Here is a 24,029-nt window from a genome sequence, read left to right on the forward strand (position 1 = left end):
CCGACCCCGCCCTTGAAGAACATCTATCACCAGCTGGCGGTGGCCCGCGCGCGCGAGCTGCCCAGCCGCATCGCCTTCTCCATCGCCATCGCCGCGGGCGCGGCCTACGTCACCCACACGCCCTGGCCGGCGCTCTGGTTGGCGGTGAACGTCGGCTGCCAGCTGCTGCACCACCTGGTCTCGGCCCCGATCCGCCGCCAGGCGGACCGTCCCGTGACCCGGCCCCAGGAGGTCGCCTACCTCGCCACCCAGGCGATCAACGGGGTGGTGTTCGCCGCCATCGCCCTGTTCTGCTGGTTCGCGGGCGGCGAGACGGGCCGGCTGGCGGCCCTGGTGATCCTGCTGGGCGGCGTTTTGAACGTGGCGGTGCTCGGCAACGCCTCCCTGATGTTCGTGCTGATCGGGATGATGCCGGTGACGCTGGTGGTGCTGGCGCTGCCGCTGCTGACCTGGTGGCTGGAGCCGGGCGCCTCGCTGGGGGGCATGCTTTTCCTGACCCTGGGCGTGGTGCTGTTCGTCGCGCACCTGGCGATCGCCGTACGCAAATGGGAGTCGAGCGAGCGCGGCCTGCGCACGGCCCTGCACAGCTCCAAGCGCGAGCGCCTGCGGGCCGAACAGGCCAACCGCGCGAAGAGCGAATTCCTGGCGGTGATGTCGCACGAGATCCGCACCCCGCTGAACGGGGTGCTCGGCATGGCCCAGGCGATGGAGGCGGGCCGGCTCGACCCGGACCAGCGTGAGCGCCTGAGCGTGATCCGCCAGTCCGGCGAGGTGCTGCTGACCCTCCTGAACGACCTCCTCGACCTGTCGAAGATCGAAGCCGCCAAGCTGGAGCTGGAGGACGGCCGCGTCGACATCGCCCAGCTCGCGAAGCAGGCGCAGGCGACCTTCGCCCCGATCGCCGACGCCAAGGGCGTGGGCGTCAAGGTGTGGGTGTCCAGCGACGCCGGCGCGACGCGGCGCGGCGACCCCATGCGGGTCCGCCAGATCCTCTACAATCTGATGAGCAATGCGGTGAAGTTCACCGACCAGGGCCGCGTCACGGCCCGGATCACCGCCTCCGACGACGAGCTGGTGGTCGAGGTGGCCGACACCGGGCCGGGCATCGCCCCGGAGGTGCTCTCCACCCTTTTCGAGCGGTTCACCCAGGCTGACGCCTCCAATGCGCGCCGCTATGGCGGCTCGGGGCTGGGCCTCTCCATCGCCCGCGGGCTCGCCCGGATGATGGGCGGCGACATCACCGTCCACTCCGCCGTGGGCCACGGCTCCACCTTCACCGCGCGCCTGCGGCTGCCGCAGGCCGACGAGGCCGCCGCTCCCGCGCCGGCCGCGCCCCCCGAGCCAGCCGCCCCGCCCGCCGCGCCCTCCGACGTGGGGCTGCGCATCCTGGCCGCCGAGGACAACGCCACCAACCGGCTGGTCCTCAAGACCCTGCTGGAGCAGGTCGGCCTGTCCGCAGACTTCGTGGAGAACGGACGCGAGGCGGTGGAGGCCTGGCGCGCCGGCGGCTTCGACCTGATCCTGATGGACGTGCAGATGCCGGAGATGGACGGCGTCGCGGCCACCCTCGAAATCCGGCGCCTGGAGGCGGAGCAGGCTCTGCCGCGAACGCCCATCGTGGCGCTCACCGCCAACGCCATGGCCCACCAGGTGTCCGAATACACCGCCGCCGGCATGGACGCGCTCTCGCCCAAGCCCATCCAGCTTCCGCAGCTGATCGCCACCATCCAGGATGTGCTGGCCAGAGCCGAGGCGTCCGGCGCCGAGGCGGCGGCGTAGGTTCCGAGCTCCTTCCCACAGGGGAGAAGCGCCCTCAGTCCATCAGCTTCTGCGCCAGGTACACATAGTGCCGGGCCCAGCGGCGGGCGTTCAGCTCCGGGTCGGCGTCGTTGGCGTGGCCGCCGAAGGTCTGCTCATAGTAGAGGTAGGGAGCCCCAAGCTCCTTCAGGCGCGCGGCGTACTTCCGCGCATGGCCCGGGTGCACCCGGTCGTCGCGGGTGTTGGTGGTGATGTAGGCCTCCGGATAGCGGACGCCGGCCTTGAGGTTCTGGTAGCCGGAGTACCTGGCGATGAAGGCGCGGTCCTCCGGCACGTCGGGGTCGCCGTACTCGCCGACCCAGGACGCACCCGCCGACAGCTTGTGGTAGCGCAGCATGTCGATCAGTGGGCTCTCGATGACGACGGCGTTCCACAGCTCCGGATGCTGGGTCATGGAGACGCTGGTCAGCACGCCGCCGTTGGAGCGGCCATAGATGCCCAGCCGCCGCGGCGAGGTGATCTTGCGAGCCGTGAGGTCGCGAGCCACGGCGGCGAAGTCGTCGAAGGCCAGCTGGCGCTTCTCGCGCAGCACCGCCTGGTGCCAGGCCGGGCCGAACTCGCCGCCGCCGCGGATGTTGGCGATGACGTAGGCGCCGCCGCGTTCCATCCAGAGCTTGCCCGCCTCGGGCATGTAGATCGGCGGCTTGGCCACTTCGAACCCGCCGTAGCCGTACATCAGGGTGGGAATGGACCCGTCGAGCTTCGCCGCCTTCGGGCGGACCACGAAATAGGGGATCTTGGCTCCGTCCGAGGAGGTGGCCCAGAACTGCTCCACCAGATGGGTGTCCGGCTTGAAGCGCGGCGGCAGCGCCTTCACCCGGGCGGCCGCCCCGCTGGCGCCGTCGGCGAGCCACAGCGCGTTGGGGATGAGGAAGCCCTCCACATTGACGAACAGCTGGTCGTCCTTCGGCGAGGCGTCCACCAGGGTGATGTTGGCGTCCCTCGGCAGCGGCATGCGCTTGGCGGTCCAGCGACCGCCGACGTGGTCCCAGACGTCCACAGCCCCCTTCACGTCGTCCAGCAGCACCACGGCCAGCCGGCCGTCGGTGGCGGCCACCTGCTGGATCGCCTGGCGCGGGCCGGGCTGGAAGATCAGCTGCGGCTTGGCCGTCCCGGCCTTCAGGGCGGCCAGGTCGTAGGCGATCAGCGCGCCGGGCTGGAAGCCGCCCCAGGCTTCCTGCAGGGTGAACACCACCTGGCCGTCCACATAGTCCTGCTGCTGGGCCTTGCGGGGCAGCGGAATGCGGACCAGCCCCTTGTCGGTCAGCAGGCTGTATTCGCTTTCGTAGAAGGTCAGCCCGCGCTGGACGACGACGCCCTCGGTGCGGCCGCCCTCGCCGCGCAGCACGATCGGCTGGGCCCAGACGTCGCTCTTCTGGCCGCGGAAGACCTCCTTCGCCTGGCCCGACCGGGACACGATCTTCAGCACCATGGGATAGCCGGACTGGGTCAGCTCGCCCGGCGTCCATTCGCGCCCGACGATAAGGCTCTGCGGATCCAGCCACTCCACGTACTGCTTGCCCTCCGGGAAGCGGAAGCCGCCGTCGAGGAACCGCTTTGTCCGGGTGTCGAACTCGCGGACCTCCACGGCGTCGCCGCCGCCATTCGACAGCCGCACCAGGCAGGTGGTCTCCGCAGGCTTCAGGCAGGCCGCGCCCTTGTAGAACCAGCGCTTGCCCTCGGCCTTAGCCAGGGCGTCCACGTCCAGGATCGTTTCCCAGGCCGGAGTCGCGGACCGGTAGCTGGCCAGGGTCGCATGGCGCCAGACACCGTTCGGGTGGGCTGCGTCCTGCCAGAGGTTGTCCACGCCGCCGGCGCGGAAGTGCGGGACCGGGATGCGGTCGGTGGCCGTGAAGATCGCCCGGGCCTCATCGAGGAACGTCTTGTAACGCGGGTCCCGCTCCAGCCGGTCAGCCGTGCGGGCGTTCTCCGCCTCGACCCACTGCATGGCGCGAGGGGCGTCCACCTCCTCCAGCCAGATGTACGGATCGGCGTCCTGGGCGAGCGCTGGAACGGAGACGGCGAGCGCAACGAGCGTGGCGGCGAGGGATTTCATGCCGGCTTTTCTAGACAGGGCGGGATGCGGCTGTCTCCCCCGGCGTGCGTCCGGGGCGGTTCTCGCCTATATGTCCCCGCCCATGAGCCGTCCGTTCCTGAAGATGAACGGGCTCGGCAACGACTTCGTCGTGGTCGAGGCCCGCTCCGCCCCCTTCGCGCCGACCGCGGAGGAGGTGCGCGCGATCGCGGACCGGGCCACGGGGGTCGGCTGCGACCAGCTGATCTCCATCGAACCGCCGGACGCCGCCGCCCAGGACGCCGGCGTGGACGCCCGCGTCCGCTTCTGGAACGCCGACGGCGAGGAGGTCTCCGCCTGCGGCAACGGCACGCGCTGCGTGGGCTGGCTGCTGATGCAGTCGTCGGGCAAGGACGACGCGGTGATCGAGACCAGGGCCGGACGGCTGTTCGCCACGCGGGCGGGCGAGCGGCTGGTCAGCGTCGACATGGGCGAGCCGGGGCTCGACTGGCGCGAGATCCCGCTGGCGGCGGAGCAGGACACCCGCGAGCTGGACCTCGTCCTCTACGAGCACGCCGACCTCATGGCCCCGGCGGGCTGCGTCTCCATGGGCAATCCGCACGTGGTGTTCTTCGTCCCCGACGCCGAGCAGGCTCCGGTCGCCGAGGCCGGCCCGGCGGTGGAGAAGCACCCCCTGTTCCCCGAGCAGGTGAACGTCGGCTTCGCCCAGGTGGTCGGGCGTGACCGTATCCGCCTGCGCGTCTGGGAGCGCGGCGCCGGCCTCACGAAGGCGTGCGGCACGGGCGCCTGCGCGGCCCTGGTGGCCGCCTCCCGCCGCGGCCTCGTGGACCGCGCCGCCACCCTGCAGCTGGACGGCGGCGAGCTGTTCGTCGAATGGCGCGACGACGGCCACGTGATCATGACCGGCCCCGCCGCCGTCGATTTCGCCGGAGAGCTCCCGTGACGGAGCTGCAGGCCGCCTTCGTGACGCCGTTCCTGCTGCACTTCGCCCTGGTGCTGGCGCTCTACGCCGGCCTCACGGCGGCGCGGGCGCTGGCGGTGCGCGGAGGCGAGGCGGCCTACAATGATTTCGCCCGGGCGGACGGCGACCCGCCCGCCGCCGCGCGGATCGCCCGCAACCTCGGCAACCAGTTCGAAGCGCCGCTCTTCGCCTACTTCGCGGCTCTGTTCCTGCTCTGGCGCGGGGAGGTGAACGCCTTCGATGTGGGCGCCGCCTGGCTGTTCTTCGCCGGCCGGCTGGTCCACACCCTGGTGCAGACCCTGACCGACAACGTGCGCCTGAGGGGGATGGTCTTCACGCTCAACTTCCTCGGGATCGTTGGGCTCATGTCGCACGTGACCTTGGTGGTGCTCGGATGACCAAGGACGTCGACATCGTCACCTTCGGGTGCCGGCTGAACGCCTACGAGAGCGAGGTCATCCGTAAGCGGACGGCCGAGGACGGCCTTTCAGATGCGGTGGTGTTCAATACCTGTGCGGTCACGGGCGAAGCCGTCCGCCAAGCCCGGCAGGCGATCCGCAAGGCGCGCCGGGAGCGCCCCGGCGCCAGGGTGATCGTCACCGGCTGCGCGGCGCAGATCGACCCGGCGGCTTTCGCCGCCATGCCCGAGGTCGACCTGGTGCTCGGCAACGCCGAGAAGGCCCAGGCGGGCGCCTACGCCCCCCAGCCCCTGGCCGCGGGAGCCGAGCCCCTGCGCGTGCGGGTCAACGACATCATGAGCGTGCGCGAGACCGCGGGCCACCTGATCGACGGGCTGAAGGACCGCGCCCGCGCCTATGTGGAGGTGCAGAACGGCTGCGACCACCGGTGCACCTTCTGCGTCATCCCCTACGGCCGCGGCAACTCGCGCTCGGCGGCCGCCGGCGAGGTGGTGGAGCAGGTGCGAAGGCTCGCCGCCCAGGGCTACCAGGAGGTGGTCCTGACGGGGGTGGACGTGACCAGCTGGGGCGCCGACCTGCCCGGCCAGCCCACCCTGGGCCAGCTGGTCGCCCGCATCCTGAAGCTGGTGCCCGAGTTGCCCCGGCTGCGGCTCTCCTCCATCGACGCCGCCGAGATCGATCCCGACCTGCTCCGCTGCCTGGCGGAGGAGCCGCGGCTGATGCCCTACCTGCACCTGTCGCTCCAAGCGGGCGACGACATGATCCTTAAGCGCATGAAGCGCCGCCACAGCCGGGCGGACGCCCTGAAGCTGGTGGGCGAGGTGCGCGCGGTGCGCCCGGACGTCGCCTTTGGGGCCGACCTGATCGCCGGCTTTCCCACCGAGACCGACGAGATGTTCCAGAACACCCTGCGGCTGGTGGACGAGGCCGGCCTCGCCTTCCTGCACGTCTTCCCGTTCAGCCCGCGTCCGGGCACGCCGGCCGCCCGCATGCCGCAGCTGGCCCGACCGGTGGTCAAGGATCGCGCCGCACGGCTGCGGGCCGCGGGCGAGGCGGGCCTCGCCCGCCACCTGGAGCGCCAGGTGGGTCGCACCCTGATGGGCTTGGTGGAGCGACCCGGCGTCGCGCGCGCCGAGGACTTCACGGAGATCGCCTTCGAGGGCCCTGCGGCGGACGGCGCGGTGGTGGCGCTGTCCGTCACCGGCCATGACGGCAAGCGGGCCCTGGCCCGGGTTCCCATCCTGGAGGCGGCGGAATGAGCGTGACGGGCGGGTGTCAGTGCGGCGCGGTGCGCTACGAGGCCGATAGCCTCGGCGCCTCCAGCATCTGTCACTGCCGGATGTGCCAGAAGGCCACCGGCGGTTTCTTCGGGCCCTATGTGGACACGCCCGGCCTGACCTGGACACGCGGGCAGCCGAAGTACTTCGCCAGCTCGCAGTCGGTGCGCCGCGGCTTCTGCGAGGCGTGCGGCACGCCGTTGACCTTCGAGTCGCACGGCGAGAGCGGGGTCATGATCGGCACCCTGGACGATCCGGAGCGCGCCCCGCCGACCACCCAGCTGGACTTCCCCGAGAAGCTGTCCTTCGTCGATCGCCTGGGCGAACTCAGGCCATGGAAGAGCAAGGCGGGCCTAAGCGCGGCGGAAGCCTTCAAGGACGTCGCGTCGAACCAGGCCGGCTGACGCTCGGTCCGGCCGACGCTCAGTCTGGGGGCGCGCGGCCCGGGAAGCCCGGCATGCGCCAGCCGAACAGGATCGCCCCGGCGCGGACCCCGAACGCCGCCAGGAACCCCAACGCCACCGCCAGCTCCGGCTGCCCCACGGCCCGCACCGCCACGAAGAGGGTGGCCCCGAGCAGCGCCGGCGTCACGTACAGCTCGCGCTTCAGGAGCACCGAGGGCTCGTGGGCGAGCACGTCGCGCAGCACGCCGCCGAAGGTGGCGGTAAGCACGCCCATCACCACGGCGGCCAGCGGCGCCACGCCCAGCGAGATAGCCTTCAGAGCGCCCACCACGGCGTAGGCGGCCAGGCCCAGGGCGTCGAGCCACAGCAGCAGCCGCTCGCGCCCCCGGCCCCAGCCGAACACCCAGATCGCCGTCGCCGCCGCCAGGCAGACCACCAGGTATTCCGGTCGCAGCACCCAGAACACCGGCGCATCGATCAGCAGGTCGCGCAGCGTGCCGCCGCCCACGCCGGTGACCGCCGCAAAGAAGCCGAAGGTGATGATGTCGTGCTTGCGCCGCGCGGCGGCGAGCGCCCCGGACGCGCCGAACACGGCGACGGCGGCGTAGTCCAGTACGGTCAGGGTGAGCGCGAGCCCGTCCATGCCGCTCTTCTGCGCCGCGCAGGTGACGGGCCGCAAGCGCCCCGCTAGAAGGCGGCCCCATGGCAGACCCCAAACGCGGCTGGTTCCAGCGGCTCACCGAAGGCCTAACGCGCTCGTCGAAGCAGATGGGCGACCAGATCGCCTCGGCCTTCGTCCAGAAGGCGCCGCTGGATCAGGCGAAGCTCGACGAGCTCGAGGAGATGCTCATCGAGGCGGATCTCGGGCCGCACTCCGCCGCCCGCATCACCCAGCGCTTCGCCGACGAGAAGTTCGGCAAGACGGTGTCCGAGGAGGAGATCAAGGAGTCGCTGGCCCAGGCCATCGGCGACGAGCTCTCCAGCCGCCAGGGCGACTTCGACCCGCTGTCGGGCCCCAGACCCTATGTCGTCCTCTTCATCGGGGTGAACGGCTCGGGCAAGACCACGACGCTCGGCAAGATCGCCTCGGACCTGACGAGCCGCGGAGCCAAGGTGCTTGTGGTCGCCGGCGACACCTTCCGCGCCGCGGCGGTGGAGCAGCTGAAGGTGTGGGCCGAGCGGTCGGGGGCCGACTTCATGTCGCGGCCCACGGGCTCCGACGCGGCCGGGCTCGCCTTCGACGCCGTGGAGCGCGCGAAGGCGGAGGGCTACGACGTGGTGCTCATCGACACCGCCGGCCGGCTGCAGAACAAGCAGGGGCTGATGGACGAGCTCCACAAGATCATCCGCGTGGTCAAGAAGCTGGAGCCGGAGGCGCCGCACGAGACACTGCTGGTGCTCGACGCCACCGTGGGCCGCAATGCGCTCGCCCAGGAGAACATCTTCGGCAACCAGATCGGCGTCTCAGGGATCGTCATGACCAAGCTGGACGGCACCGCCCGCGGCGGCGTGCTGGTGCCGGTGGCCCAGGCCTCGGACTCGCCCATCAAGCTGGTCGGCGTCGGCGAGGGGATCGAGGACCTGCAGCCGTTCGACGCGCGGGCCTTCGCCCGTTCCCTGGTTGGCCTTGCGGAGCCCGTGCGATGAGCGCCGAAAGCCGCCGCAAATGGGTGCGCTGGTTCGTCGACTACTCCGCGCCCATCGCCTTCGCCGTCGTCTACTTCGGCTTCGGGCGCGACTTCATGAAGGCCACGGTGGCCATCGTCGTCGCCTCCGTGGTGGCCCTGCTGGTGGGGGCCGTGGTCGAGCGGCGCCTCGCGCCCATGCCGCTGTTCGTCGGCCTGATGGGCGCCCTGTTCGGCGGTCTCACCCTCATCTTCCACGATCCGCGGATCATGAAGGTGAAGCCCACCGTCCTGAACTTCGCCCTGGGCGCGGTTCTGCTGGGCGGGCTGGTGGCGCGCAAGAACCCGCTGAAGGCGGTGCTCGGCCAGGCCCTGGTCCTGCCGGACGAGGTCTGGCGCAAGCTGATGCTGCGCTTCGGCCTGTTCTACTGGTCGCTCGCCGTGTTGAACGAGGCGGTCTGGCGGACCCAGACCGAGGCGACGTGGGTTGCGTTCCGTTCCTTCGGCCTGCAGGCCCTCACCATCGCCTTCGTGTTCACCCAGCTGCCGCTGCTCATGCGCTACATGAAGGCCGAGGACCTTCCGCCCCCGCCCACGGAATAAATTTTGCGGCTCTGACACAATTTACGTCGCCCGCCGGACCTAGACTCTCGTATAACGATGTTACCGTATTGGGCGGGGCTCGGCGGGTCGGGAATGGTGAAGGCGAAATCAGTAACGAAGGGCGTGGCGGCGCTCGACAAATCGCCCAGTCACCTCCTCCACAGGGCGCAGCAGGTGGCGGTGGACATCTATGCCGAGGTGTTCGGCCCCGAGGGCGTCACCCAGCGGCAGTACGCCGTGCTGGCCGCCGCCGCGGACCACGAGGGCGCCACCCAGACCGACCTCGTGCGCATCACCGGGATCGACCGGTCCACGCTGGCGGACATGGCCGCCCGCATGATCCGCAAGGGGCTCCTCGAGCGGGAGCGATCCGCCGCCGACGCCCGCGCCAACACCGTGCGGCTGACAGAGCAGGGTCGCGCCACCCTCGAAGCCGCGCGACCCCTGATGGCGGAAGCCGACGCGCGCCTTCTGAAGCTGATCGCCGGCGGCGGGCGGCGAACGGCCCTGGTGGGCCTGTTGCGGGATCTGGTGCGGGAGCAGGAGGCTGCACAGCGACCGGCGCCGGCGGCCCTCAAGCCCAAGGCGAAGGACGTTGCGGCTGCTAAGGCCAAGACGACCAAGACCGCCAAAGCCAAAACCGCGGCGCCGAAGCGGAAGAAGCTGGCCTAGTGGCCCGCGAAGCCCTGGTGCGGCAGGGCGATCTGCGACGGCCGCAGGTACGGTGAGCTCAGCCGCTCATAGCCCTTCTCAGGCAGGCTCCGCATGATGATCTCCAGCATCATGCCGCCGTCCGCGCGAATGGGCGGGGGTTCGCCGAAGAGTTCCCGCCACAAGGCGTCGGCTTCATCCCGGACGCGCGCGTCCCTCTCGCTCGTCACATCATTTGCCATCACGGCGCAAGAACTCGCGCCGCGAGCGAGCCGTTCCGCCTTAAAATAAGGTAATTTTTTGAAAAGCTTAACAGCAGAGCCGCGTTCGCTCAGATGCGGATGTCGAGCAGCGAGCCTGGGCGCAGAATTTTAGTCGGCGGTTCGCCAGCGGCGGCGGCAAGCCTCTCGGGACGCGGGGTCGCAGCGCTCGTTTCCGCAGATGCGGAAGGCGCGGCCGCAGCCGCTGGGGACTTGCCGGCGATCATCTCGAAGAAGGCCCGCTGCCCGGCCGACCGGGCGGCGTCGGGCTTCGGAGCCGGCGCGGCGGGGGCGGTGGGCGCAAGGCCGACGGGGCGGATCGGGTTCACGGCCGCAGCGTGGCCAATCATGGTTAACGTCGCGTTGACCATGTTGCGGCGCCCCGGCGAAGCGCCGCTCTAGGGGACGCTGGGACGCGCCTGGTCGGCCAGCTTGCGCGCGGCCTCGAGGGTCAGGGGTCCGGTGTGCTTGGCCAGGATCGTGCCGTCGGCGCCCACCACATAGGTCTCTGGCACGCCGGTGACGCCGAACTCGATGCCCGCGCGGCCGTCCCGGTCCACCAGCACCTCGGAGAACGGATCGCCCAGGCGGGTCAGGAAGGCCTGGGTGTTCTGCGGCGCGTCCTTGTAAGCCACGCCGACCAAGCGCACGCGGTCCTGCTTCAACTGCATCAGCACCGGGTGCTCGATCTCGCACGGCGCGCACCAGGAGGCGAAGAAGTTGACCAGCATCGGCCCCTCGGCCGCGGCCTCCCGCAGCGGCGCCGGCTGGCCTTCGGCCAAGGTCACCAGGGTGACGTTGGGGACCTGCTTGCCCACCATGGCCTCGGGCTGCACCTGCGGATTGCGGTTCAGGGCGTAGAGGCCGAAGAGGGCGCCGAGCGCCACCAGGACGATCAGCGGCAGAAGCGCCAGCCAGCGGCTCATGGCTCGCTCCGATCCTGCGCCCGCCGCTTCCAGCGGCGCGCGTGGCCCAGCGAGCTCGCCACCATCCAGGCGAACACGCCGGCGGTGATCGCGAACGCCGGCCAGACATAGGCCGCGTAGGGACTGGCGTCGAAATCCGGCATCAGGCCCTCGCCGCCCTGAGCGCCGCCGCCTCGGCCCGTCGGCGCCAGACCTCGCCGCGGATCCGCACCAGCCACAGCGAGCCGAAGGCGGACATGTAGGCGAGGCTCATCAGGTAGAACGGCGGCCGGTATACGGGGGCGAGCCCCCGGCCCTCCCCGGCGAAGGTGGACGAGCCCTGGTGGAGGGTGTTCCACCACTCCACCGAAAAGTAGACCACCGGCAGGTTGATCAGCCCGACCAGCGCCAGGATGGCCGCCGCGCGCCCGGCCTTGGCCTCGTCGTCCAGGGAGGCCCGCAGAGCGATATAGGCCACGTAGAACAGGAACAGCACCAGGACCGAGGTGAGCCGCGCATCCCACACCCACCAGGTTCCCCACATCGGCTGGCCCCACAGGGAGCCGGTGACGAGCGCCAGGAGGGTGAAGGCGGCCCCCAGCGGGGCGGCGGCCTGGGCGGCGGCGTCGGCCAGCACGTGCCGAAACACCAGCGCCAGGAAACTCGCTCCGCCCAGGCAGGCGTAGACGAACAGGCCCAGCTGCGCGGCCGGCGCATGGATGAACATGATCCTGACCGTGTCGCCCTGCTGGTAGTCCTCGGGCACGGAGAAGGTCAGCCACAAGCCGGCGGCGGCCAAGCCCACGGCCACGGCGCCGAACAGCGGCGCGGCCCATCGCGAGAACGCCATGAACCGCTCTGGATTCCGCAGAAAGGCGGGCGCCGGGATCATGGCCTTGGCTCTAGAGCCCGCCGGCCCGCCTCGCAAGCCGCGCTAGAGGTCGGAGGGCGGCGTCGGCGGCGTCGGTGGGACTGGGGGAGCGGGCGAGGCGGGCGGGAGAGGCGGCGGCGGCATGAGGCCGTGGTGGAAGTCCGCGCCCGGGAAGCCCGGCCCGTCGTGGAAGATGCGCATGGCCCGCACCGGCATCGGCCCGAACTCGCCTGGCCCCATCATCAGCGGCAGCTCGTCGAAGGCCTTCTTCTGCCGCTCGTCCAGCTGAGCGTAGAAGCGGCGCGTGGCGTCGATACGGGCGCGGCCGGCGGCTTCGCGCTCGGCGATGCGCGTCTCCATCTCGGCCAGCCGCTCGGGCGTGGACTTCTTCTCGTCGGCCGCATCGAACCGGATCAGCTGGTCGTGCTTCGGCTTCATGGCGTCCACGTAGGCGGTCAGCGCCGCCTCCTGGTTGGGCCGCAGCTGCAGGATGTTGCGCAGGTGCTCGGCCCGGTCGCCCTCGTCGCCGAGGCGGCGCACCATGACGCGGTGGACGCGGTCGCGGCCGCGGTCTGCGTCCCGCTGCGCCTTGCGGGCCAGGGCGGCGGTGGTGTTGCTGTCACGCTCCGCCTTGCGGGCGTCGCGCTGGGCCTGGCGGATCGCCTCTTCGGCGGGCTGGGTCTGGGCGTAGGCCGCGGCCGCGCCGCCGGCGAGCAGGGCGGCCATGGCGGCGGCCAACGCGGGTCTGATCATTCGTGACATGGCGTCCTCCGGAAGCTTGGGCATGGAAGCTAGCCGGAAGCTCACGCGGAAAATGGGCGAAATGGCGCCGTTCTCCGTGAAGCTTTGTTCATCTTGCGGCGCCTTTAGGGGCCTCAGCTCAGCGCGTTGCGGCAGGCCGCAGCCATCGCCACCGGTCCCAGGGCCAGGGCGGCCAGCGCATAGGCGCCCAGCAGGGCGAACCCCGGCTGCCACGCCACGCCGGTGGCAAAGGCGTCCAGCGCGCCGCCGCCGAAGATCACCGGCGGCGTGAACAGCGGCAGGACGATCACCGCGGTCAGCAGGCCGCCGCGCCGGGCCCCCAGGCTCAGCGCCGCCCCGATCCCGCCCACGAAGGCGAAGGCGAGGCCGCCCAGCAGGGCGCAGGCGAAGATCAGCGGCGCCAGCGCAGGGCTCGCGCCCAGGGCGATGGCCGCGACGGGCGCAGCCAGCGCCAGCGGGGCGCCGGTCGCCAGCCACTGGCCCAGGCACTTGACCGCGCAGGTCAGTTCCAGCGGGGTTTCCGAGAGCAGCAGCAGGTCCAGGGCGCCGTCCTCGTAGTCGCGCTCGAACAGCCGCTCGAGGGAGAGCAGCGAGGCGAGCGCCAGGGCGACCCAGGCCAGGCCGGGCGCCACGGCCGCCAGCCTCGCCGGCTCCGGCCCGATGGCCAGCGGCAGCAGGGTGGCCACCCCCGCATAGAATCCCACCGCCACCAGCGGCCCGCCGCCGCGGCCCCAGGCCAGGGTCGTCTCCCGCACCAGCAGGGCGCCCAGCCGGCTCATGCGGCCAGCTCCAGGCTGCGGGTGGCGACCGGGAGGGGATCGTGCACGGCGGCCAGGATCAGGCCCCCGCCCGCCAGGTGCTGCTGCATCAGCGCCCCGGCGCGGGCGCGCCAGCGGGCGTCCAGCGGGCTCAGAGGCTCGTCCAGCAGCCACAGCGGCCGGGGCGCGGCCAGCAGGCGGGCCAGCGCCACCCGCCGCCGCTGCCCCGCCGACAGCCGGCGAACCTCCAGATCGAGCAGGGGCGCGAGCTCCAGCGCCTCGACCGCCGAGGCGATGTCGGCGCCGCCGCACCAGCGGGTCCAGAAGGCCAGCTCCTCGCGGGCGGTGCGGGCCGGCTTCAGCCCGTCGTGGTGGCCGACGAAGTGCAGGCCTGCGCCGCGCGCCTCGGCGGGCTCGACCTCGCCGAACGCCACCTCGCCGGCCTCGGGCCGCACCAGTCCCGCCACGCACCGCAGCAGGCTGGTCTTGCCGGCCCCGTTGGCGCCGGTCAACGCGCACGCCTCGCCGGCGGAGAGCGCCAGGTCGACTCCCTCGAACAGCAGCCGCCCGCCGCGCCGGACGGCCACGCCGCGCAGCTCCAGCGTGCGAATCATTCGCACACGCCCATCGCATGGACCTTGCAGGCGGTTCGGCCTATGAAGCGCCCGGCCGCCGTCGCTCTGGGGGACGTACGCCGCGCGGAGACGGAACCTGTGCGTCCGCCTCTAAAGACGCGCGATCCTCGGGAAAGACTTGGGGCGGCCGCGAACAGAGAGAGGATCTCCGAAAATGGCGTCAGTGGACAGCCTGAAAACCCGCCGCGAGCTCGTGGTGGGCGACAAGACCTACGCTTACTACAGCCTCCGCGCGGCGGAGGAAGCGGGACTTTCGGGCGTCTCCCGCCTGCCGATCTCGATGAAGGTGCTGCTGGAGAACCTGCTCCGCAACGAGGACGGCGACACCGTCACCGAAGCCGACCTCAAGGCCATCGCCGCCTGGATCGAGAACAAGGGCGCGGTCGAGCACGAGATCAGCTTCCGGCCTGCCCGGGTGCTGATGCAGGACTTCACCGGCGTGCCGGCGGTGGTGGACCTCGCCGCCATGCGGGACGCCATGACCCAGCTCGGCGCCAACCCCGAGAAGATCAACCCGCTGAACCCGGTCGACCTCGTGATCGACCACTCGGTGATGGTGGACTACTTCGGCACCGGCAAGTCGTTCGCCGCCAACGTCGAGCGCGAGTACGAGCGCAACATGGAGCGGTACCGCTTCCTGCGCTGGGGCTCCTCGGCCTTCAACAACTTCCGCGTCGTCCCGCCCGGCACCGGCATCTGCCACCAGGTGAACCTCGAGTACCTGGCCCAGACGGTCTGGACGAACACGGATGAGGGGGTCGAAGTCGCCTATCCCGACACCGTGGTCGGCACCGACAGCCACACCACCATGGTCAACGGCCTGGCCGTGCTGGGCTGGGGCGTGGGCGGCATCGAGGCCGAGGCGGCCATGCTCGGCCAGCCGATCCCGATGCTGATCCCCGAGGTCATCGGCTTCCGCCTGGACGGCGTCCTCCCGGACGGCGCGACGGCCACGGACCTGGTGCTCACCGTCACCCAGATGCTGCGCAAGAAGGGTGTGGTCGGCAAGTTCGTGGAGTTCTACGGCCCCGGCCTCGCCAACCTGACCCTGGAAGACCAGGCGACCATCGCCAACATGGCTCCGGAATACGGCGCCACCTGCGGCTTCTTCCCGGTCACCCAGGCGACCATCAACTATCTCGCTGCGACCGGCCGTGACCCGGCCCGCGTGGCGCTCGTCGAAGAGTACGCCAAGGCCCAAGGCATCTGGCGCGACGCGTCCGATCCGGACCCGGTGTTCACCGACACCCTCGAGCTCGACCTCGGCACGGTGACGGCCTCGCTGGCCGGCCCGAAGCGGCCGCAGGACCGGGTGGTCCTGACCGACGCGGCGGCCGAGTTCCGCACCGCGCTCGCCAACGACTTCGGCAAGGCCGACGCCATGGCGGCGCGCTTCCCGGTGGAGAAGGAGAACTTCGACATCGGCAACGGCGACGTGGTGATCGCCGCCATCACCTCGTGCACCAACACCTCCAATCCCTCGGTCCTGATCGCCGCCGGCCTGGTGGCCAAGAAGGCGGTGGAGAAGGGCCTGCAGGTGAAGCCGTGGGTGAAGACCTCGCTGGCGCCCGGCTCGCAGGTGGTCACCGACTACCTCAAGGCCGCCGGCCTGACGAAGCACCTCGACGCCCTGGGTTTCAACCTGGTCGGCTACGGCTGCACCACCTGCATCGGCAACTCGGGCCCGCTGCCGGAGCCGATCTCGGAAGCCATCAGCAAGAACGACGTGGTCGCCGTCTCGGTGCTCTCGGGCAACCGCAACTTCGAAGGCCGCGTGAACCCGGACGTGCGGGCCAACTACCTGGCGTCGCCGCCGCTCGTGGTGGCCTACGCGCTCGCCGGCACCATGCTGAAGGACCTGGCCACAGAGCCGCTCGGCGAAGGCAAGGACGGCAAGCCGGTGTTCCTGAAGGACATCTGGCCGACCAGCGAGGAAGTCGCCGCCCTGCAGCGCAAGCACGTGACGAACAAGATGTTCGCCACCCGCTACGCCGACGTCTTCAAGGGCGACAAGAACTGGCAGGGCATCAAGGTGGCCGGCGGCCAGACCTACGCCTGGGACATGGGCTCCACCTACGTCCAGAACCCGCCCTACTTCCAGAACATGCAGATGGAGCCGTCGGCGGTCACCGACATCGTCGAGGCCCGCGTGCTGGGCGTGTTCGGCGACTCGATCACCACCGACCACATCTCGCCGGCCGGTTCGATCAAGGCCACTTCGCCGGCGGGCGTCTACCTTCGTGAGCGCCAGGTGCCGACGTCGGAGTTCAACTCCTACGGCGCGCGCCGCGGCAACCACGAAGTGATGATGCGCGGCACCTTCGCCAACATCCGCATCCGCAACAAGATCACCCCCGACATCGAGGGCGGCGTCACCCGCCACTTCCCGTCGGGCGACACCATGTCGATCTACGACGCGGCCATGCGCTACCAGGCCGAAGGCCGGCCGCTGGTGGTGTTTGCGGGCAAGGAATACGGCACCGGCTCGTCGCGGGACTGGGCGGCCAAGGGGACCAAGCTGCTGGGCGTCCGCGCGGTGGTGGCCGAGAGCTTCGAGCGCATCCACCGCTCGAACCTGGTCGGCATGGGCGTGCTGCCGCTGCAGTTCACCCAGGAAGGCTGGCACAAGCTCGGTCTCACGGGCGAGGAGATCGTCACGATCCGCGGCCTCACGGACCTCGCGCCGCGCAAGCAGCTGATCGTCGAGATGTACCGCCCGAGCGACGGCCGCATCGCCCGGTTCCCGGTCCGTTGCCGGATCGATACCCCCACCGAGCTCGAGTACTTCAAGCACGGCGGTGTCCTGAACTACGTGCTGCGCAGCCTCGCCCGCCAGGGCTGATCCGCCGCGCGCGCGACACGGCAGGGGCTCCGGGCTGCGGTCCGGAGCCCTTATCGTTTGGGGCTCGCGTCCCGCGCGGGTCTCACGCCTTGTTGTAATTTACAGGCGAGGGAACACCCCTTAAGTCGGCCTCGATGCGGAAGGCCGCGCTCCTCAGTCTGCTGCTGCTGCTCGCACCCGCGGCCGCGTTTGCGCGACCGCCTGTGGTTGTGGAGCTGTTCACCGCCCAGGGCTGCGGCTCCTGCGGCGAGGCCAATGCGCACGTGGCGAAGCTCGCGGAGCGCCCCGGCGTCCTGCCGCTCACCTTCTCGGTCGACTACTGGGACTACCTCGGCTTGGAGGACACCTTCGCCCGGCCGGAGTTCTCCGAGCGGCAGAAGGCGTATGTGACGAAGCTGAAGCTGCGCGAGCCCTACACCCCGCAGGTGGTGGTCGACGGCCGCGCCCAGGCCGCCGGTCGCCAGAGCGGCCGCGTCGACCAGCTGGTGCGGGAGGCCGCCCGCGCTCCGTCCAACGCACCCGACATCCGGTTCATGAGCCCGCGGCGCGTAGACGTGGGCTCCGGCCGCGTCCCACGCGGCGGCGCCGAGGTCTGGCTGGTGCGCTACGACCCCCGCGAGCAGGGCGTGACGGTGAAGAGCGGCGACAATCGGGGCGACACGATCGTCCACCGCAACGTGGTCCGCGAGCTGGTCCGCCTCGGCGCCTGGCGTGGCCGGCCCACCGCCTACCGCATCCCCGCCGCCGAGGAGCCAGGGCTCGCCGTCGTTGTCCTGGTGCAGGGCGCCAAGGGCGGCCGCATCCTGGGCGTCGGCCAGCCCAAGGACTGAGCGGATCGCCGGATCAGAAGCCGCGGATGATTTCCGCCGCTTCCTCGGGCGGGCGCTTCTGCAGGTTGCGCAGGAAGCCGATCGTGAACTCGCATCCCACCCGCTGGTCGGCGCTGTCGGTCGCCTTGCTGAAGTCGCCGCCCAGCGCCATGAAGCGCTTGCGGCTGTCGTCGCTCGGCAGGCCGTCGTAGGCGGCGATGGCCAGGGCCTCCATGGTTGCTGCGTCAGGCGTCCGGACACCGGGGTTGGGCCGGTAGGGACGCTCGGCCGTCTGCTTCAGCAGGGTCGCGCCCCAGGCCAGCTCCCGCGCCGCCAGCTCCGATGACAGCACCTCCTGCGCGACGATCTCCATGGGCTGCACGCCCAGTAGTCCCAGGCACGTCCGCGGGTCATCGACGAGGGTCTCGGCCTGGTCGGTGGCGATGTCGATGCTCTCGAGAAGGTTGCGCGGATCCGCCCTCGGACTCTGCGCCTTCACCAGATCGAGGTAGATCGCCCTCGCCTCTCCCTGGATCGCCGCCATGGGACGCCCGGTGGCCATGCCCCGGGTGATAACCTCGACGATCTTGGCGTAGGTCTCGGGGTAGTGCTGCTTCATCACCACGTAGACCGGCATGGTCAGCAGCCCGGCCTCCACCGCGGTCCGGTCCTCGGCGGGCGGTCCGGCGGGCTGAGCCCGCACCAAGCCGGAGCCGAGGCTCGCGGCCGCGAGCAGGGCTATGGCGGCGCGGCAAAGCGGCTTGATCATCGGCGTCCCTCCCCGGCCGCAGCTACCGTGGGCGAGCGCCCGCAGGCAAGCCGAAACCAGGATCCCGCGCCGCCCAGACACACGAAAGCCCCCGCGGCTGGAGAGGTCCGCGGGGGCTCGTCGGGGGATCAGTGCAGTGTTGTGTGTCGGTTGGCCAGGCCGCCGATCCAGGGGGGCTGGGGGGGCTGTTCAGGATCCGGGACCGCCGTCTCTGTCCAACCGACACATCCTATAAACCCATCGGCCTTGTCCCTGGCGGGACCGAAATAAGGTCATTGTGGGGCGGGTGGCGCCGGTTGTTCCTGGACCTAGGGAACCCATCTCCTGCGGCTTGCGCTCGCAAATGCGCGAAGAGTCAGTCTAGGTTTTCTTTCGATGGCATTCGATCCGCCCCATGCGGCGCCCCGCCCCGGGCGAATCTTCTTCGAGCGGCGCGAGCTTGAACGCCTGCTGAGCCTCTACGGGCGCATGGTGGCCGCTGGCGAATGGCGCGACTACGCCATGGACGGCCTCTCCGACGCCGCCGTCTTTTCGGTGTTCCGCCGCTCGAGCGAACAACCCCTCTATCGCATCGAGAAGCGCCCCGCGCTGGCCCGCAAGCAGGGCGCCTGGGCGATCATCGGCGAGGGCGGCATGATCCTGCGCCGCGGCCACGAGCTGGAGCAGGTGCTGCGCTTCTTCGACAAGGGCCGCTTCAAGGTGGTGGACTAGACCACCCGAAGCCGCGGCAGCATCGAAGCGACGTCGCCTCTTCGCCCCCCCAACAAAGAAAAACCCCGGCGGTCTCCCGCCGGGGCTTCCCGGATCCTGCGATCCCTGTCGCGCTTATCGGCGGTTGCCGAAGATGCTGAGCAGGAATTGGAACAGGTTGATGAAGTTGATGTAGAGGCTCAGCGCGCCGTAGTTGGTCGCCACGCCCATGGCGGCCTGGTCGCCGCCCATCTCGTAGTACGTCATCTTCAGGCGCTGGGTGTCGTAGGCGATCAGGCCGGCGAAGATGAACACGCCCAGCACGCTGATGATGAAGTTCATCGCCGAGTTCTGCAGGAAGATGTTCACCACCGAGGCGATCACCAGGCCGATCAGGCCGACGAGCAGGAAGCTGCCGAAGCCGGTCAGGTCCTTCTTGGTCGTGTAGCCGAACAGGCTGAGCCCGCCGAAGGCGGCGGCCGTGATCAGGAAGGTCGAGGCGATGGAGGCCCCGGTGTAAACGAGGGTGATCGCACCCAGGCTGGCCCCCATCAGGGCCACGATCGTCCAGTAGAAGATGCCCGAGCTGCGCGGGGTGGCGTTGCGCATGCCGAACATGCCGAACATCATCACCGCCAGGGGGCCGAAGGCCACGACGTAACCCAGCGGCTGGAAGCCGGCCAGGCGGCCGTCGGCGGTCACGCGGTAGAGCAGTTGCTGCACCGGCTCGACCTGACCCGTCACGTAGGCCAGGGCGGCGGAGAGCACGAGACCCAGCGCCACCTTGTTGTAGACGCCGAGCATGAAGCTGCGCAGACCCGCGTCCACCGACATGTCGGCGCGATCGGCGGGGATCGTGCGCGCGTAGCCGCGGTTGAAGTCGCTCATCTGAGACAAAGCCCTTGTCTTTTCCGTCCGGATTGGACGCAGCCCCAAATATCGGGGCCGTACCCGCGCTAAGCAAGGCCTTGGTTCGTAAAGAGTTCCTGAAAATCCAGCAGCAACTCTGCACTTCGCGCCTGCAGCAAATCTCCGTCGCCAAAGCGGTTGGCGTGCAACCCGCCGCACCTAAATATCAGAAATCATGAGCACTTCAGACGCCTCGCGCCGCGCCGTTCTGGCCGCGGCCGCCGCCCTGACCGCAACCGCAGGTCTTCCCACCGCATCGGAGGCGGCCGCCGCCCCGCGCGTCGCCGTGCTGGGCGACTCCATAACCGCTGGCTACGGCCTGCCCTCCACTCAGGCCCTTCCCTCTCGCCTGCAGGCCGAACTGGCCCGGATCGGGGCTCCGGCCAGGGTGCTGCCAGCGGGCGTCAACGGCGACACCACCGCCGGTGGTCTGGCCCGCCTCGACCGCGCCGTCCCGGCCGGGGTCGACGTGTGCGTCGTGGCGCTCGGCGGCAACGACCTGCTCCGCGGGGCGGCTCCGGCCGCGATCCGGGACAACCTCGACCGGATCGTGCGCCGTCTGAAGGCCCGCAACGTCACGGTCATTCTGGCCGGCGTGCAGGCGCCCCACATTCTGGGCGGCAGCTATGCCCGCGAGTTCAACCAGGCCTTCGCCAGCGTCGCCCGGGCCCACCGCCTGCTATTCCTGCCCAACATGCTGGAGGGGGTGGCGCTGAACCCCGATCTCAACCAGCGCGACGGCATCCATCCCAATGCGGCCGGCGTCACCCTGATCGCCCGGCGGCTCGCCCCGGTCGTGGCGCGGGGGCTGCAGGCCGGCTAAGGGGAGGGGATGATCCGCCTCTTCGCCGCCGTCGCCATCCCCGAGGAGATCGGCCGCGCGCTCCAGGCCCGGCAGAAGGACGTGGAGGGCGCCCGGTGGCGACCCCTCGAGGCGCTGCACATCACCCTCAGGTTCTTCGGCGACCTGCGCGAGGACGTCGCCCGGGATCTCGACACCGAGCTCTCCGCCGTCGGCGGGCGTCCCTTCGAATTGGCCCTGGAGGGCGCGGGCGCGTTCGGCGACGGCGGCGACATCCACGCGATCTGGGCCGGCGTGCAAGAGAACCCTGAGCTCCGCCACCTGGCCAGGGCCTGCGAGACGGCCGCCCGGCGCGCCGGCCTGAAGGCGGAGAGCCGCCACTACCGGCCTCACGTGACGCTCGCCTACACCCGGCGACCCAATCCCGACGAGGTGGCCCGCTGGATCCAGGCGAACAACCTCCTGAAGAGCCCCGGCATCTGGGTGGACCGCTTCGGCCTCTACTCCAGCCGCCAGACCAAGGAAGGTTCGGCCTACCGCCTTGAGGCGGAGTACCCGCTGGGGTGAGCTAGCAGGGCTGGCCCACCTTCAGTCGCGCCTCGGTCTCAGCACGCGTCTCACTATGACCGACCCTGGCCCGCAGCGCGTCGACACGGCCGAGATCCTCCACGTCGCCAAACGAGCGTGCGCCGGCGCGGCACGACACCTGGGTCGCGAAGCGTTGCGGCCGCCCCTCTCGCTGCGCCACACGATCGTAGAGCTTGGCGAAGTCGCCCCCAGCCATCAGCGCCGTGCCGGCCAGTGGCTCAACGCGCCCTAGCACCTCCTTCTGGAATTCCCAGTGATCGGTGTGCTGGGCGATGTCCCAGGCCTCGTGCGAGAGCGTGGCGTCCGAGAACCAGCCCCGCGCGGGAAGGGCCCGTCGAAGGGCCTCGGTGTTGTCGGCGTCGATCTTGGCGAGCTCGTTCCAGACCACGGCGAGGATCCAGCCACGCTCCTGCGGAGGAGAGGCCAGGATGGGCGACAGCGCCAGCCTCGCCTCTCGCTGGAGCCGGTTACGCCGCGCGAAATCCTCCACGAGCGAGCCTGCCGGAGGCAAGGCGGCGATCTCACGGCGCACAGTCGCCACGCGCGCAGCCCAAGCGTCCGCAAGGGACTGGCCCTCCGGCGAGAGGGGTCGGGTTAGAAACGGCGGTTTCGCGGGCTGAGGCGCCGCCGGCCCGCCCGCAGCCAGAGCCAGCAGGATCCCGACGCTGATCGCAACGCCCCGCATCAGGCCTCCGCCGCGTGGTCCTTGAGGATCCCAAGCGGCACGATCGCCAGGGTTTCCTCGTGGGTCGCCTCCAGCACCACCTGCGGCGCCGCGCCGGCGTCCAGCGCCTCCTTCCAGCGCGGGGCGCACAGGCACCAGCGGTCCCCAGGCTTGAGCCCCGGGAACATGGCGTCGGGGACGGGCGTGGAGAGGTCGTTCCCCACCGAGCGCGAATAGGCCAGGAACTCGGCGGTCATCACGGCGCACACCGTATGCATGCCCCTGTCGTGGTGGTCGGTCTCGCAGCAGCCGTTGCGGAAGAAGCCGGTCATCGGTCGGGTGGAGCAGGGCTGCAGCTCCCCGCCCAGCACGTTGCGGGCGTCCGGGTCATAGCGTGTGGTCATGCGCCCATCCTAACCGCTAAGACGAGGCGTCCGCCACGCGCCAAGGAGCCAGGAGGCCCAGCATGGTTCGTCCCCGCCGCAGCGCCCTTTACCTCCCGGCCTCCAACCCTCGCGCCTTGGAGAAGGCTCGGACCTTGCCGGCCGATGTGGTCATCCTGGACCTCGAGGATTCCGTCGGCCCGGAGGCCAAGGACGACGCGCGGATCCTGGCCGTCCAAGCGGTCCGCGGCGGCGGCTTCGGCGGCCGAGAGCTGGTGGTGCGCGTCAACGGCCTGGACACGCCCTGGGGCCAGGCGGACCTTGCGGCGGCGGCCGAGGCTTCGCCCGACGCGGTGCTGGTCCCCAAGGTCGGCGGCCCCCATGACCTTTCCCGTTATGCCCAGGCGCTGGGCGGCGCCTCGCGCCTGTGGGCGATGATCGAGACCTGCCGCGCCGTCTTCCGCCTGGACGCCATCGGCGAGGCGAGCGTCGACACCGGCTGCGATGTCTGGGTCATCGGCGCCAACGACCTGGTGAAGGAGATGCGCTGCCGGCCGGGGACTGACCGGGCCCCTCTCCTGCCGGCTTTGTCCTTGAGCGTCATGGCCGCCCGCGCCCACGGGCTGACCGTCCTCGACGGCGTCTACAACGCCATTCCGGACCTCGACGGCCTGGCTCGGGAGTGCGCCCAGGGCGTGGACCTCGGCTTCGACGGCAAGACCCTGATCCACCCGACGCACATCGAAACCGCCAATCGCGCGTTCACCCCCGACGAGGCGGAAGTCGAATGGGCGCGCGCCGTCGTCGCCGCCTTCGATCTGGCCGAGAACGCGGGCAAGGGGGTTCTGAAGGTGGAAGGACGAATGGTCGAAAGGCTGCATCTGGACCAGGCTCGGCGTCTGATCGGCGTCGCCGACGCGATCGCCGCTCACGAGGTCGCCTGACGCGATGAGGCGCATCCCCGCCGCCGCCCTAGTGATCGCCGCGCTGGCGGTCCCGGCCTTCGCCCAGCCCGCCGATCCGATCGGGGCGCTTCTGGCGCAGCCTCCTGCCGCGCAGGCGGACCCGGAGGAGCCTGACACCGCCGCGGAGCCGTTGGCGCCGGCGCCGGAACCCGAGATCGCCCTCCCCGCCACGCCGCAACCCTACGCCCCGCCGCCCCCGCGGCTCACCGCGCCGGTGTTCGTGGATCAAACCGGCAGGAATCCCGACGCGCCGCCGAGCGTGCGGGACCTGGCCTACGAGTCGCGCCTGCGCGCCTCGTTCGCGTCGGCGCAGTCCTTCCTGGGGCCGCTGGACGGCGCCTGGACGCTCGCGGGTCCGACGGGCGGGCTCTACGAGCTGAAGCTGGTCGACCGTGGGAACGGCGTGGTGGAAGGCGCCTGGCGCGACCTGCGCCGTCCAGGGGCGCTCAACGCCTCAGGGTTCGTGACGGAGATCCGGCGCGACGCCGGCCAGCTCGCCCTGCGCTTCGGACCGGCCAGCGCCACCTTCACCGGCGGCTACGGCGGCGCCTGGACCGGCGAATTGACCGAGGCCGGCCAGCGGCGCGCGGTCACCCTTCGCAAGGCGCCGCCCCAGCCCTGAGG

28 protein-coding genes are annotated in these 24,029 nt (G+C 70.7%); 15 read left to right on the forward strand and 13 right to left on the reverse strand.

Annotated elements, in window-relative coordinates:
- Positions 1-12: 12 nt before the first annotated feature.
- The gene (locus tag VIL67_RS03500; RefSeq protein WP_332047453.1) at positions 13-1,779 is read left to right on the forward strand and encodes an ATP-binding protein; all 1,767 of its coding nucleotides are present in this window, start codon (positions 13-15) and stop codon (positions 1,777-1,779) included.
- A 34-nt stretch (positions 1,780-1,813) separates the two neighbouring features.
- Here VIL67_RS03500 and VIL67_RS03505 read toward each other — a convergent pair whose 3' ends face one another.
- Positions 1,814-3,874 (reverse strand): prolyl oligopeptidase family serine peptidase, encoded by a 2,061-nt coding sequence (locus tag VIL67_RS03505; RefSeq protein ID WP_332047454.1) that lies wholly within the window; start codon positions 3,872-3,874, stop codon positions 1,814-1,816.
- Between the two features lie 82 nt (positions 3,875-3,956).
- Between VIL67_RS03505 and dapF the strand changes: the two genes are divergently transcribed.
- From dapF to VIL67_RS03525, 4 genes are read left to right on the forward strand one after another with little or no spacing between them, the layout of a single operon-like run.
- Positions 3,957-4,796 carry a diaminopimelate epimerase gene (dapF, locus tag VIL67_RS03510; RefSeq protein WP_332047455.1) on the forward strand — a complete coding sequence of 280 codons (840 nt, stop codon included), beginning with the start codon at positions 3,957-3,959 and terminating at the stop codon, positions 4,794-4,796.
- Positions 4,793-5,212: an MAPEG family protein gene (locus tag VIL67_RS03515; protein WP_332047456.1), complete on the forward strand. Its 420-nt coding sequence runs from the start codon at positions 4,793-4,795 to the stop codon at positions 5,210-5,212. The genes dapF and VIL67_RS03515 overlap by 4 nt, the downstream gene beginning before the upstream one ends.
- Positions 5,209-6,492 carry a tRNA (N(6)-L-threonylcarbamoyladenosine(37)-C(2))-methylthiotransferase MtaB gene (gene mtaB / locus VIL67_RS03520; RefSeq protein WP_332047457.1) on the forward strand — a complete coding sequence of 428 codons (1,284 nt, stop codon included), beginning with the start codon at positions 5,209-5,211 and terminating at the stop codon, positions 6,490-6,492. Before VIL67_RS03515 ends, mtaB begins: the two co-directional genes overlap by 4 nt.
- Complete coding sequence (locus VIL67_RS03525) at positions 6,489-6,914, forward strand: GFA family protein (protein WP_332047458.1); 426 nt, start codon at positions 6,489-6,491, stop codon at positions 6,912-6,914. Before mtaB ends, VIL67_RS03525 begins: the two co-directional genes overlap by 4 nt.
- A 19-nt stretch (positions 6,915-6,933) precedes the next feature.
- Here VIL67_RS03525 and VIL67_RS03530 read toward each other — a convergent pair whose 3' ends face one another.
- Complete coding sequence (locus VIL67_RS03530) at positions 6,934-7,557, reverse strand: trimeric intracellular cation channel family protein (RefSeq protein ID WP_332047459.1); 624 nt, start codon at positions 7,555-7,557, stop codon at positions 6,934-6,936.
- 59 nt (positions 7,558-7,616) lie between these two features.
- On the opposite strand from VIL67_RS03530, the gene ftsY reads away from it, so the two are divergent.
- The 3 genes from ftsY to VIL67_RS03545 all read left to right on the forward strand — a co-directional run bounded on the left by ftsY (position 7,617) and on the right by VIL67_RS03545 (position 9,814).
- Positions 7,617-8,561, forward strand: a complete 945-nt coding sequence (gene ftsY / locus VIL67_RS03535; RefSeq protein ID WP_332047460.1) for a signal recognition particle-docking protein FtsY — start codon at positions 7,617-7,619, stop codon at positions 8,559-8,561.
- Positions 8,558-9,142 (forward strand): inner membrane-spanning protein YciB, encoded by a 585-nt coding sequence (locus VIL67_RS03540; protein ID WP_332047461.1) that lies wholly within the window; start codon positions 8,558-8,560, stop codon positions 9,140-9,142. The genes ftsY and VIL67_RS03540 overlap by 4 nt, the downstream gene beginning before the upstream one ends.
- Before the next feature lie 93 nt (positions 9,143-9,235).
- Complete coding sequence (locus tag VIL67_RS03545) at positions 9,236-9,814, forward strand: MarR family winged helix-turn-helix transcriptional regulator (RefSeq protein WP_332047462.1); 579 nt, start codon at positions 9,236-9,238, stop codon at positions 9,812-9,814.
- Between the two features lie 310 nt (positions 9,815-10,124).
- On the opposite strand, the gene VIL67_RS03550 is transcribed toward VIL67_RS03545, so the two are convergent.
- The 7 genes from VIL67_RS03550 to ccmA form a co-directional block, all read right to left on the reverse strand.
- Positions 10,125-10,403, reverse strand: a complete 279-nt coding sequence (locus tag VIL67_RS03550; RefSeq protein ID WP_332047463.1) for a hypothetical protein — start codon at positions 10,401-10,403, stop codon at positions 10,125-10,127.
- A gap of 48 nt (positions 10,404-10,451) precedes the next feature.
- The gene (locus VIL67_RS03555) at positions 10,452-10,979 is read right to left on the reverse strand and encodes a DsbE family thiol:disulfide interchange protein (RefSeq protein ID WP_332047464.1); all 528 of its coding nucleotides are present in this window, start codon (positions 10,977-10,979) and stop codon (positions 10,452-10,454) included.
- Positions 10,976-11,122 carry a heme exporter protein CcmD gene (gene ccmD / locus VIL67_RS03560; protein ID WP_332047465.1) on the reverse strand — a complete coding sequence of 49 codons (147 nt, stop codon included), beginning with the start codon at positions 11,120-11,122 and terminating at the stop codon, positions 10,976-10,978. The genes VIL67_RS03555 and ccmD overlap by 4 nt, the downstream gene beginning before the upstream one ends.
- Entirely contained in the window at positions 11,122-11,850 is a 729-nt protein-coding gene (gene ccmC, locus VIL67_RS03565; RefSeq protein ID WP_332047466.1) for a heme ABC transporter permease CcmC, read from the reverse strand. Before ccmC ends, ccmD begins: the two co-directional genes overlap by 1 nt.
- Before the next feature lie 42 nt (positions 11,851-11,892).
- Positions 11,893-12,582: a Spy/CpxP family protein refolding chaperone gene (locus tag VIL67_RS03570; RefSeq protein ID WP_332047467.1), complete on the reverse strand. Its 690-nt coding sequence runs from the start codon at positions 12,580-12,582 to the stop codon at positions 11,893-11,895.
- 122 nt (positions 12,583-12,704) lie between these two features.
- Positions 12,705-13,370, reverse strand: coding sequence for a heme exporter protein CcmB (gene ccmB, locus VIL67_RS03575; protein ID WP_332047468.1), 666 nt, complete (start codon positions 13,368-13,370; stop codon positions 12,705-12,707).
- On the reverse strand, positions 13,367-13,963 hold the full coding sequence (gene ccmA, locus VIL67_RS03580; protein WP_332047469.1) for a heme ABC exporter ATP-binding protein CcmA: 597 nt from the start codon (positions 13,961-13,963) through the stop codon (positions 13,367-13,369). The genes ccmB and ccmA overlap by 4 nt, the downstream gene beginning before the upstream one ends.
- Before the next feature lie 175 nt (positions 13,964-14,138).
- Here ccmA and acnA point away from each other — a divergent pair, with 175 nt between their 5' ends.
- Together acnA and VIL67_RS03590 are read left to right on the forward strand one after the other, a co-directional pair.
- Complete coding sequence (acnA, locus tag VIL67_RS03585; RefSeq protein WP_332047470.1) at positions 14,139-16,826, forward strand: aconitate hydratase AcnA; 2,688 nt, start codon at positions 14,139-14,141, stop codon at positions 16,824-16,826.
- A 134-nt stretch (positions 16,827-16,960) separates the two neighbouring features.
- Complete coding sequence (locus tag VIL67_RS03590) at positions 16,961-17,656, forward strand: DUF1223 domain-containing protein (protein WP_332047471.1); 696 nt, start codon at positions 16,961-16,963, stop codon at positions 17,654-17,656.
- Between the two features lie 13 nt (positions 17,657-17,669).
- Here VIL67_RS03590 and VIL67_RS03595 read toward each other — a convergent pair whose 3' ends face one another.
- Positions 17,670-18,404 carry a hypothetical protein gene (locus VIL67_RS03595; RefSeq protein WP_332047472.1) on the reverse strand — a complete coding sequence of 245 codons (735 nt, stop codon included), beginning with the start codon at positions 18,402-18,404 and terminating at the stop codon, positions 17,670-17,672.
- Positions 18,405-18,779: 375 nt separating this feature from the next.
- On the opposite strand from VIL67_RS03595, the gene VIL67_RS03600 reads away from it, so the two are divergent.
- Positions 18,780-19,115 (forward strand): DUF2794 domain-containing protein, encoded by a 336-nt coding sequence (locus VIL67_RS03600; RefSeq protein ID WP_332047473.1) that lies wholly within the window; start codon positions 18,780-18,782, stop codon positions 19,113-19,115.
- 114 nt (positions 19,116-19,229) lie between these two features.
- Here the strand turns inward: VIL67_RS03600 and VIL67_RS03605 are convergent, their stop codons facing one another.
- Complete coding sequence (locus VIL67_RS03605; protein WP_332047474.1) at positions 19,230-19,982, reverse strand: Bax inhibitor-1/YccA family protein; 753 nt, start codon at positions 19,980-19,982, stop codon at positions 19,230-19,232.
- Between the two features lie 196 nt (positions 19,983-20,178).
- On the opposite strand from VIL67_RS03605, the gene VIL67_RS03610 reads away from it, so the two are divergent.
- Positions 20,179-20,826 (forward strand): arylesterase, encoded by a 648-nt coding sequence (locus VIL67_RS03610; RefSeq protein ID WP_332047475.1) that lies wholly within the window; start codon positions 20,179-20,181, stop codon positions 20,824-20,826.
- 9 nt (positions 20,827-20,835) lie between these two features.
- A complete protein-coding gene (thpR, locus tag VIL67_RS03615; RefSeq protein WP_332047476.1) occupies positions 20,836-21,372 on the forward strand; it encodes an RNA 2',3'-cyclic phosphodiesterase in 537 nt (178 codons plus the stop codon).
- Position 21,373: 1 nt separating this feature from the next.
- Here thpR and VIL67_RS03620 read toward each other — a convergent pair whose 3' ends face one another.
- Both VIL67_RS03620 and VIL67_RS03625 read right to left on the reverse strand, forming a co-directional pair.
- Positions 21,374-21,934, reverse strand: coding sequence for a DUF6624 domain-containing protein (locus tag VIL67_RS03620; protein ID WP_332047477.1), 561 nt, complete (start codon positions 21,932-21,934; stop codon positions 21,374-21,376).
- A 143-nt stretch (positions 21,935-22,077) separates the two neighbouring features.
- A complete protein-coding gene (locus tag VIL67_RS03625) occupies positions 22,078-22,461 on the reverse strand; it encodes a DUF2237 family protein (RefSeq protein WP_332047478.1) in 384 nt (127 codons plus the stop codon).
- A 62-nt stretch (positions 22,462-22,523) separates the two neighbouring features.
- Here VIL67_RS03625 and VIL67_RS03630 point away from each other — a divergent pair, with 62 nt between their 5' ends.
- Positions 22,524-23,384 (forward strand): HpcH/HpaI aldolase/citrate lyase family protein, encoded by an 861-nt coding sequence (locus tag VIL67_RS03630; RefSeq protein WP_332047479.1) that lies wholly within the window; start codon positions 22,524-22,526, stop codon positions 23,382-23,384.
- A gap of 4 nt (positions 23,385-23,388) precedes the next feature.
- On the forward strand, positions 23,389-24,027 hold the full coding sequence (locus VIL67_RS03635; protein WP_332047480.1) for a hypothetical protein: 639 nt from the start codon (positions 23,389-23,391) through the stop codon (positions 24,025-24,027).
- The last annotated feature ends 2 nt before the right edge of the window (positions 24,028-24,029 follow it).

The sequence above is a fragment of the Phenylobacterium sp. genome, from assembly GCF_036563385.1.
Classification (GTDB): Bacteria; Pseudomonadota; Alphaproteobacteria; order Caulobacterales; family Caulobacteraceae; genus Phenylobacterium.

Coding starts and splice junctions, on each gene's coding strand:
- VIL67_RS03630 (WP_332047479.1), top strand. CDS start 22,524: ATGGTTCGTCCCCGCCGCAGCGCCCTTTACCTCCCGGCCTCCAACCCT.
- acnA (WP_332047470.1), top strand. CDS start 14,139: ATGGCGTCAGTGGACAGCCTGAAAACCCGCCGCGAGCTCGTGGTGGGC.
- VIL67_RS03595 (WP_332047472.1), bottom strand. CDS start 18,404: ATGATCAAGCCGCTTTGCCGCGCCGCCATAGCCCTGCTCGCGGCCGCG.
- ccmB (WP_332047468.1), bottom strand. CDS start 13,370: ATGAGCCGGCTGGGCGCCCTGCTGGTGCGGGAGACGACCCTGGCCTGG.
- ccmD (WP_332047465.1), bottom strand. CDS start 11,122: ATGCCGGATTTCGACGCCAGTCCCTACGCGGCCTATGTCTGGCCGGCG.
- VIL67_RS03525 (WP_332047458.1), top strand. CDS start 6,489: ATGAGCGTGACGGGCGGGTGTCAGTGCGGCGCGGTGCGCTACGAGGCC.
- dapF (WP_332047455.1), top strand. CDS start 3,957: ATGAGCCGTCCGTTCCTGAAGATGAACGGGCTCGGCAACGACTTCGTC.
- mtaB (WP_332047457.1), top strand. CDS start 5,209: ATGACCAAGGACGTCGACATCGTCACCTTCGGGTGCCGGCTGAACGCC.
- thpR (WP_332047476.1), top strand. CDS start 20,836: ATGATCCGCCTCTTCGCCGCCGTCGCCATCCCCGAGGAGATCGGCCGC.
- ccmA (WP_332047469.1), bottom strand. CDS start 13,963: ATGATTCGCACGCTGGAGCTGCGCGGCGTGGCCGTCCGGCGCGGCGGG.
- VIL67_RS03605 (WP_332047474.1), bottom strand. CDS start 19,982: ATGAGCGACTTCAACCGCGGCTACGCGCGCACGATCCCCGCCGATCGC.
- VIL67_RS03540 (WP_332047461.1), top strand. CDS start 8,558: ATGAGCGCCGAAAGCCGCCGCAAATGGGTGCGCTGGTTCGTCGACTAC.
- VIL67_RS03545 (WP_332047462.1), top strand. CDS start 9,236: ATGGTGAAGGCGAAATCAGTAACGAAGGGCGTGGCGGCGCTCGACAAA.
- VIL67_RS03555 (WP_332047464.1), bottom strand. CDS start 10,979: ATGAGCCGCTGGCTGGCGCTTCTGCCGCTGATCGTCCTGGTGGCGCTC.
- VIL67_RS03550 (WP_332047463.1), bottom strand. CDS start 10,403: ATGATTGGCCACGCTGCGGCCGTGAACCCGATCCGCCCCGTCGGCCTT.
- VIL67_RS03530 (WP_332047459.1), bottom strand. CDS start 7,557: ATGGACGGGCTCGCGCTCACCCTGACCGTACTGGACTACGCCGCCGTC.
- ccmC (WP_332047466.1), bottom strand. CDS start 11,850: ATGATCCCGGCGCCCGCCTTTCTGCGGAATCCAGAGCGGTTCATGGCG.
- VIL67_RS03625 (WP_332047478.1), bottom strand. CDS start 22,461: ATGACCACACGCTATGACCCGGACGCCCGCAACGTGCTGGGCGGGGAG.
- ftsY (WP_332047460.1), top strand. CDS start 7,617: ATGGCAGACCCCAAACGCGGCTGGTTCCAGCGGCTCACCGAAGGCCTA.
- VIL67_RS03600 (WP_332047473.1), top strand. CDS start 18,780: ATGGCATTCGATCCGCCCCATGCGGCGCCCCGCCCCGGGCGAATCTTC.
- VIL67_RS03635 (WP_332047480.1), top strand. CDS start 23,389: ATGAGGCGCATCCCCGCCGCCGCCCTAGTGATCGCCGCGCTGGCGGTC.
- VIL67_RS03570 (WP_332047467.1), bottom strand. CDS start 12,582: ATGATCAGACCCGCGTTGGCCGCCGCCATGGCCGCCCTGCTCGCCGGC.
- VIL67_RS03610 (WP_332047475.1), top strand. CDS start 20,179: ATGAGCACTTCAGACGCCTCGCGCCGCGCCGTTCTGGCCGCGGCCGCC.
- VIL67_RS03505 (WP_332047454.1), bottom strand. CDS start 3,874: ATGAAATCCCTCGCCGCCACGCTCGTTGCGCTCGCCGTCTCCGTTCCA.
- VIL67_RS03590 (WP_332047471.1), top strand. CDS start 16,961: ATGCGGAAGGCCGCGCTCCTCAGTCTGCTGCTGCTGCTCGCACCCGCG.